Source organism: Dehalobacter sp. MCB1, from assembly GCF_003590275.1.
Classification (GTDB): Bacteria; Bacillota; Desulfitobacteriia; order Desulfitobacteriales; family Syntrophobotulaceae; genus Dehalobacter.
In genome coordinates this window covers 182735-189535 of the sequence record NZ_LXPC01000015.1, presented here as the reverse complement: position 1 = coordinate 189535, position 6801 = coordinate 182735, and the positions used below count along the sequence as shown (strand labels likewise).

At 45.2% G+C, this 6801-nt stretch carries 6 protein-coding genes; all 6 read left to right on the top strand.

The window, feature by feature from the left end:
- Positions 1-27: 27 nt before the first annotated feature.
- The 6 genes from A7K50_RS12285 (at position 28) to A7K50_RS14075 (ending at position 6796) form a co-directional block, all read left to right on the top strand.
- Positions 28-525: a hypothetical protein gene (locus A7K50_RS12285; RefSeq protein WP_243103744.1), complete on the top strand. Its 498-nt coding sequence runs from the start codon at positions 28-30 to the stop codon at positions 523-525.
- A gap of 17 nt (positions 526-542) precedes the next feature.
- Positions 543-1910 carry a UbiD family decarboxylase gene (locus A7K50_RS12280; protein ID WP_119776526.1) on the top strand — a complete coding sequence of 456 codons (1368 nt, stop codon included), beginning with the start codon at positions 543-545 and terminating at the stop codon, positions 1908-1910.
- 40 nt (positions 1911-1950) lie between these two features.
- A complete protein-coding gene (locus A7K50_RS12275; protein WP_119776525.1) occupies positions 1951-4020 on the top strand; it encodes a hydantoinase/oxoprolinase family protein in 2070 nt (689 codons plus the stop codon).
- Positions 4021-4039: 19 nt separating this feature from the next.
- A complete protein-coding gene (locus tag A7K50_RS12270; protein ID WP_119776523.1) occupies positions 4040-5788 on the top strand; it encodes a hydantoinase B/oxoprolinase family protein in 1749 nt (582 codons plus the stop codon).
- Positions 5789-5873: 85 nt separating this feature from the next.
- Positions 5874-6434: a UbiX family flavin prenyltransferase gene (locus A7K50_RS12265; protein ID WP_020491059.1), complete on the top strand. Its 561-nt coding sequence runs from the start codon at positions 5874-5876 to the stop codon at positions 6432-6434.
- Positions 6431-6796: a hypothetical protein gene (locus A7K50_RS14075; protein ID WP_020491058.1), complete on the top strand. Its 366-nt coding sequence runs from the start codon at positions 6431-6433 to the stop codon at positions 6794-6796. The genes A7K50_RS12265 and A7K50_RS14075 overlap by 4 nt, the downstream gene beginning before the upstream one ends.
- Positions 6797-6801 lie beyond the last annotated feature (5 nt).

Sequence of the window (6801 nt, the reverse complement as noted above, 5' to 3'; positions counted from 1 at the left end):
ACACACTAATAAGGACTTGACTCGCTCGTGGGGTCTATTCTCTTAGGTATTGTCTTTGTCATAGCCTGTCAAGCTACAGGATTTATTGACAATCTTCTTCCCACAGGCAAAGCAGGTATGTACTTAATTAACGGTACGGTCTGGGCTTCATTTACGGCACTCATCGTCCTGCTTTATAAACAGCCTGCCGGAATGATTGCAGGGGAAGTCGAAGCATTAATTTCCATGTGGTACAGCCCGCTATGGATTGCTTTTATTTTTGCGAATGCCATTGGGTCTCTTGCCGTATCATTCGTGGCAGCCAAGTATTCCATGGAAAAGTGGTGGCACCATATTCTCGCGCTATTTCTCTGTAACGTCTTAGGGAATGTCGTTGTCTGTATCGGGTTAATGGGAATTTACCAATTACCTGTGAAGGTTGCCGTTATTGAAGCATTAATTACAATTGCTGTCTGTTGGCCATTATCCACAATTATTACAAAATTGACATATGACAGCCTGAAAAAATCAAATCTAATTCAATAGAGAAAAGAGGCTTCTAAATGAGTCAGGACTTAAGAGATTTTTTGAAACAGCTTGATCAAGATGGTGAAGTGAAATACGTCACCGAAGAAGTCAAAAGAGAATATGAGATCAGTACGTTAATCATGGAGTTGGAAAAAGAGCACCGCTATCCCGTCATGGTTTTCGATCAAGTAGAAAATAGCGCGTTCCCTGTGGTTACCAGTATTCTCAGTACGAGAGAACGGTTTGGAAAAGGCCTGGGGGTCGATGCGTCTAAAGTTGCTGAAACGTATGCGAAACGCATCAAAAACCGTATTGAAGAGGTAAAAGTCATTGATAACCCTCCTTTTGCCGACCACTGCCTCACCGGAGATGACATCGATCTCTATAAGCTTCCCATTCCTGTGCACTTTCCGATTGACGCAGGTCCTTATGTAACCTCAGGCCTGTGTGTTGCTAAAGACCCTGAAAGCGGTGTCGAAACCTTAGGCTTTCACCGTATGCAGTTAAAAAGTAAGGATACATTAGGGATTTCGCTTCATTCCCGCCAAAGACTCTGGGAATACTTCCGCAGAAGCGAAGAAAAAGGGGAGAGTCTGGAAGCAGCTATCGTGATCGGTGTCCATCCGAATATCGCCTTAGGATCCATGGCCCTCGTCCCTTATGATCAGGGGAAATATGGGGCGATCGCCGGACTTTTTGGTGGACCTCTAGAAGTTGCGCCATGCGCTACTGTGAATTTACAGGTTCCGGCCTATGCAGAAATTGTCTTGGAAGGCGAAATACTGGCTGATGTGCGGGAAAAGGAAGGTCCTTTCGCTGAATTTACCAATTACGCCTGCTATCGAAGTACGGAGAATGTCTTTAAAGTCAAAGCCATCCGCTACCGCCAAAATGCTTTTTACCATGATTTAACACCGGGGATGAGCAGTGAGCATATTACCGTTGTAGCTTTACAGCGGGAAGGCGATGTCTTAAATGCCCTGCATCAGACTTTACCGAATATCAAAGCAGTTCATGCACCCTTTTCAGCCTGTGGTCTTTTTCATTGCTATATCTCCATGAAAAAAATTGCCGAAGGGCAGCCTATGCAGGCCATTTACGCCGCTTTTGCCGTCGACCACAACATCAAAATGGTCGTTGTGGTGGATGAAGATGTTGATGTCTTTAACGAAGGGGAAGTCCTATGGGCACTTGCCACAAGATTGCAGGCGGACAAAGGGGTTTCCATTTTACCGCAGCACCTGGGAATGGGTGTGACCCTTGATCCCTCAACGGATGAATTAAGCCGTACGTCCAAAATGGGGATTGATGCCACAAAGCCCTTAAGCGGTTTTGCCCCTAAAATCCAATTGGACGATGAAGTAAGAGAAGCAGTGCAACGGCTTCTTAAATATGCCAAATAAGGATTGTGTGTTCTAAATATACCGATTAAGGGATGAGCGTATGATTAAAATTGCCATTGATACAGGAGGTACTTTCACCGACTACACCGCGGTAGGGACGTTTCAAAACGGTAAAAACAAAATGATCTTTGTAAAAAATCCAACTGATCATAAAAATCCTGCGCGGGGGATTATCGCCGGATTAAAAAAATTGGCAGCTGCCTGGCATACGGATTTAGAACCACTCCTTGCGGAAACGGAACAAATCATTCATGGTACCACCTTAGCTTTGAACGCCCTTTTAGAGAAAAAAGGTGCCGTTACCGCGCTTTTCACCACGGAGGGATTCCGTGACGCTCTGGAAATACGCCGTTCTCAATTGGAAAATCAATGGGATCTCCAAGCGGAAATGCCGGAAGTTTTGGTTCCCCGCAGACTGCGGTTAGGAATAACACAGAGAATGGACTATAAAGGCGATATCATCAAAGAATTGGATGAAAACGCTGTAAGATTTGCTTGCAGGAAATGTAAAGAATACGGCGTGCAGAGTATTGCTGTCTGCTACCTTTTTTCATTTTTGAATCCGGAACATGAAAAAAGAACGGCTGAAATCATTCAGGAAGAACTCCCTGGAGTTTTCGTATCATTGTCGTCGGAAGTAGCGCCGAAAATCAGGGAATATGAAAGAACATCCACTACCGTCCTCAATGCTTATCTGACACCGGTTCTGGCAGATTATCTCAATATCATTAAAAGGGAACTAGCGCAATTTGGTTGGGATAAGCCCATTAATATGATGATGAACAGCGGTGGTTTAAGTGATACGGATGCCATGGCAAGATTCGCTGTCAAAACCCTTCTTTCAGGACCGGCCGGCGGTGCCTGCGGTAACGAAGCCATGGGAAAAATGATGAAAAATTCCTATACTGTTTTGGCGGACATGGGGGGGACTAGTTTTGATGTGCATGTGGCGGATATTGAAAATCGGTTGATTCCCCAATCTGAAATTGCTGGGTATCCCTTAGCGATTCCGACCATTGATATCACTTCGATTGGCGCGGGCGGCGGCAGTATTGCTCATGTCGATGAAAGTGGAAGAATCCTGGTGGGTCCGGACTCTGCCGGATCAGTTCCAGGCCCTGCTTGCTACGGTTTTGGCGGAACCGAACCCACCGTTACGGATGCTTTGGTTGTTCTCGGTCTGATTGATGAAGAAAACTTTCTGGGCGGCAGCATGCGCTTAAATAAAAAACTGGCTGAAAAAGCGATTGATGATAAAATTGCGAAAGCGTTAAATGTTGCGGTGAAGGAAGGTGCCAATATCATTTACCAAATTGCGGTAGAGATGATGGCCGATGCGGTACGTCTTGTCACGGTCCAGAAAGGCAATGACCCCAGAAAATACAGGTTAATAGGTGCAGGGGGAGCCTTTTCTCTGTTTGCTGCAAATATGATGGATGCTCTCCATATGAATGAAGTTTTGTTTCCCGTTACCGGACCGGTCTTTTGTGCCTGGGGCATGTTAGGTGCATCGCGTCGCAGTGATTTCACCATAAGTTTCTTTATGGAAAGGGGGCAATGGAATCCCCAAAAAATCAATACTGTGATCAAGGATATGAAAGAAGAAGGAAAAGCTGAACTCATCCGTTTGGGTGTACCGGAAAAACAACAGGATTTCTGCCTTACTCTTGAAATGCGCTATATCGGACAGCATCATGAAATATCGGTACCCTGGCAAGGGACTTTTACGCGTGAGCGCAGGGATGCTCTAGACATAGCCTTTAATAACACCCATGAAAGTATCTATGAATATGCCGAAAGGGACAAGGAATGGGAAATCATTAATATCCATCTTGCTTGTATGGAAACAGAAAAGGAAAACATACTCTTCCCGTTTGCTGAAAACAAACTTCCCTTAACGGAAAGAATCGTGGCAGGAGAACCGTTCGGGCAAGCAGGTGAAATTTCTGTCCCCGTTTATCATGCCGGTGATTTTCTCGATGATGGCACGAAAAATATCACCGGTCCCGCTTTGATCAATTTTGACTACACCACCGTTTTGATTTCCGCTGGATTTGTTGGTAAAACGATTAGAAATGGTATTCTAACATTAACCAAAGTCGGACATTAACAAAAGAAGGTGCGCAAGTATGACAAGGACAAATACGGAAGAACTTATTAATCGCACGGTCATCGCGAATCGTCTCGACAGTATCACCAAAGAAATGGGACTCGCTTTGGAGCATTCCGCCCATTCTCCGATTTTTGCCGAAGCCTGCGACTTTGCCTGCTGTATCTGTGATAAAGACGGAGAGTTGGTTTCTCAGTTAAGCGGTATTCCGATTTTAGCAACGGCAGGTTCTTTCAGCGTCAAAGCTGTTTTAAGAAAATATCAGGATACTATTAAAAATGGGGATGTTTTTATCATCAACGACCCCTATGACGGGGGGAATCATCTGCCGGACATCGGGATTATTACGCCTGTTTTTTTTAAGGAAAGCTTGATGTTCTTCTGTGTCAGCCGCGCTCACCACGGGGATATCGGCGGATCTACTGCCGGGAGCTATAATCCTAAAGCGACCGAGATATTCCAGGAAGGAATCCGCATCCCCCCAACAAGATTGATGTGCAACAATGAATTTATTATTGAAGTTTTAGACATGATCCTCATCAATACCCGGAATCCGAACATGCTGAAAAGCGACCTTCTCGCTCAAATCGGTGCCAATAAAGTTGCCGTTAAGCGCATCCTGGAGATAGTGGAAGCGTATACGCCCGCTGTCGTCAATAAAGCAATGACTGAAACCCTGGAGCAAACCGAAATGCTGACGAGGAAGCGGATTAGAGAGGTGCCTGACGGCATTTACCGTGCGACCGAATACATCGATGATGATGGTTTTCAAGATGAACCCGTCAAAATTGAAATTGCCGTGAAAATAGAAGGAGACCGTCTTCTGGTAGATTTTGAAGGTACAGATAAACAGGTTAAAGGTTTTATCAATACCTCTGTTGTCACTGCGACAACTGCTTCGGGCATTGCAGTTCTTTGGTTTTTAGGCTCTGATATTCCAAGAAACGGCGGCGCATTCCGCTGCATCGATGTCCATTTGCCCAAAGGTTCTTTGGTGAATCCCTATGAACCGGCGCCTGTAACGCTTTGTACGTTAACTCCGGCGAGCGAAATTATCGGTACCGTTTTTCAAGCCTTGGGTCAAGCAGTCCCCGGTAAGGTTCCTGCAGGATATGCACGTTATGCGGGACCTTCCTATTACGGTACGGATCCTAGAAATAACCGCTATTATGTGGGATTTTCTTTCTGCTCGACCGGGAGCGGCGGCGCCATGAAAGGAAGTGACGGAAAATCCTACATGTCGGCCATGTCCAATTTCGGAGGGGTTAGAACGCCTAATATTGAATCCAACGAAATCCAATATCCCCACATCACATGTTATCATGAAATGGAAACGGATACTGCAGGTGCCGGCGAATACCGGGGCGGCGCGGGAATGCGGTACGCGTTTGAACTGTACGATGAAGGCAGCCATATCGTGAATTTTGGTGACGGGATGAAATTTGCACCCTATGGTTTGAACGGAGGACATGAAGGGAGCTTAAACAAAGGTGTTTTTCTTCATAGGGGAAAACCGGTTATCATGGAGAGTAAAGAAGGCCCTAGATGTGTTTCCAAAGGCGATCAGGTCATTCTGAACTCCAGCGGTGGCGGCGGGTGGGGTGATCCCTTAGACCGCCCTGCCAAAAAAGTATACGATGATGTCTTGGATGAGATCATTACAATCAAAACGGCCGCAGATCTTTATGGCGTTGTTATCACAAAAGAAGGAATTGATCATGATAAAACGAAACAATTGAGAAACGGTAAAAAATTGTGTAAGAATTAATGTGTAATCAAAATACGGTAATAGAGAACTAGGTAATACAGAATACGATAATAAAGAATGACGAATGAAATAAGGAATGAAAAAAATGAAAATTCTTTTAGCCATGACAGGGGCAACCGGGGTGATCTACGGTGTACGTTTATTGGAGGTTCTGAAAGAAACAGAACATCGCGTTTCTCTGATCATGAGCGAGTGGGCCAAAGAGACACTCTCCCTTGAAACAGATTATACGTTGAATTATGTCCAGGCTTTAGCAGATACGGTGTACGACCATAACGACTTAGCTGCAGCTGTTGCCAGCGGTTCTTACGGGATTGACGCAACCATTATCGCACCTTGCAGCATGAAGACACTGTCGGCAATTGCCAATGGCTATAGCGACAACCTCATTGTGCGTGCTTCTGATGTTGCCTTAAAAGAACGTCATCCCCTTTTGTTAATGGTAAGAGAAACGCCGCTCTCTTCAATTCATCTGAAAAATATGATGTCTGTAACGGAAGCAGGCGGAATACTCGTCCCCCCTATGCCGGCCTTCTACCATCGCCCTGAAACCATTGACGATATCGTGAATCAAAGCGTCGGTAAGGTGTTGGATTTGTTGAAAATTCCACATGATCTCTATGAAAGATGGAGAAGCGACTCATGAAAATAAATATCGGCCAAGAAAAGCTCGCCCTATCTTACGAACTATCCATCATCGGCAAGGACATTCTGATTACCATTACCGGAGGAAAACCGCATATCGGCAGCGCAGCGGTCGGAAACTGCGGTACGGTTACGACCTATACGGCAGAAGGTCATTGTGATGACGCCCTGGCCGAGCCGCTGGCACAGGAAGTTTCCAAGCTTTTTAACTGCATTTGCTTAGTATCTGCAGGATTTCATCAAGACAATCTTGCTAAAGAAGAAATTGAAATCGTGCTGCAAAATCATCGACAAGGGATCCAAAAAGTCGTTGCGTATTTGAAAGAGAACTATGCAAAGAGAACTGATAGCAAAACAAATTAAAGGAT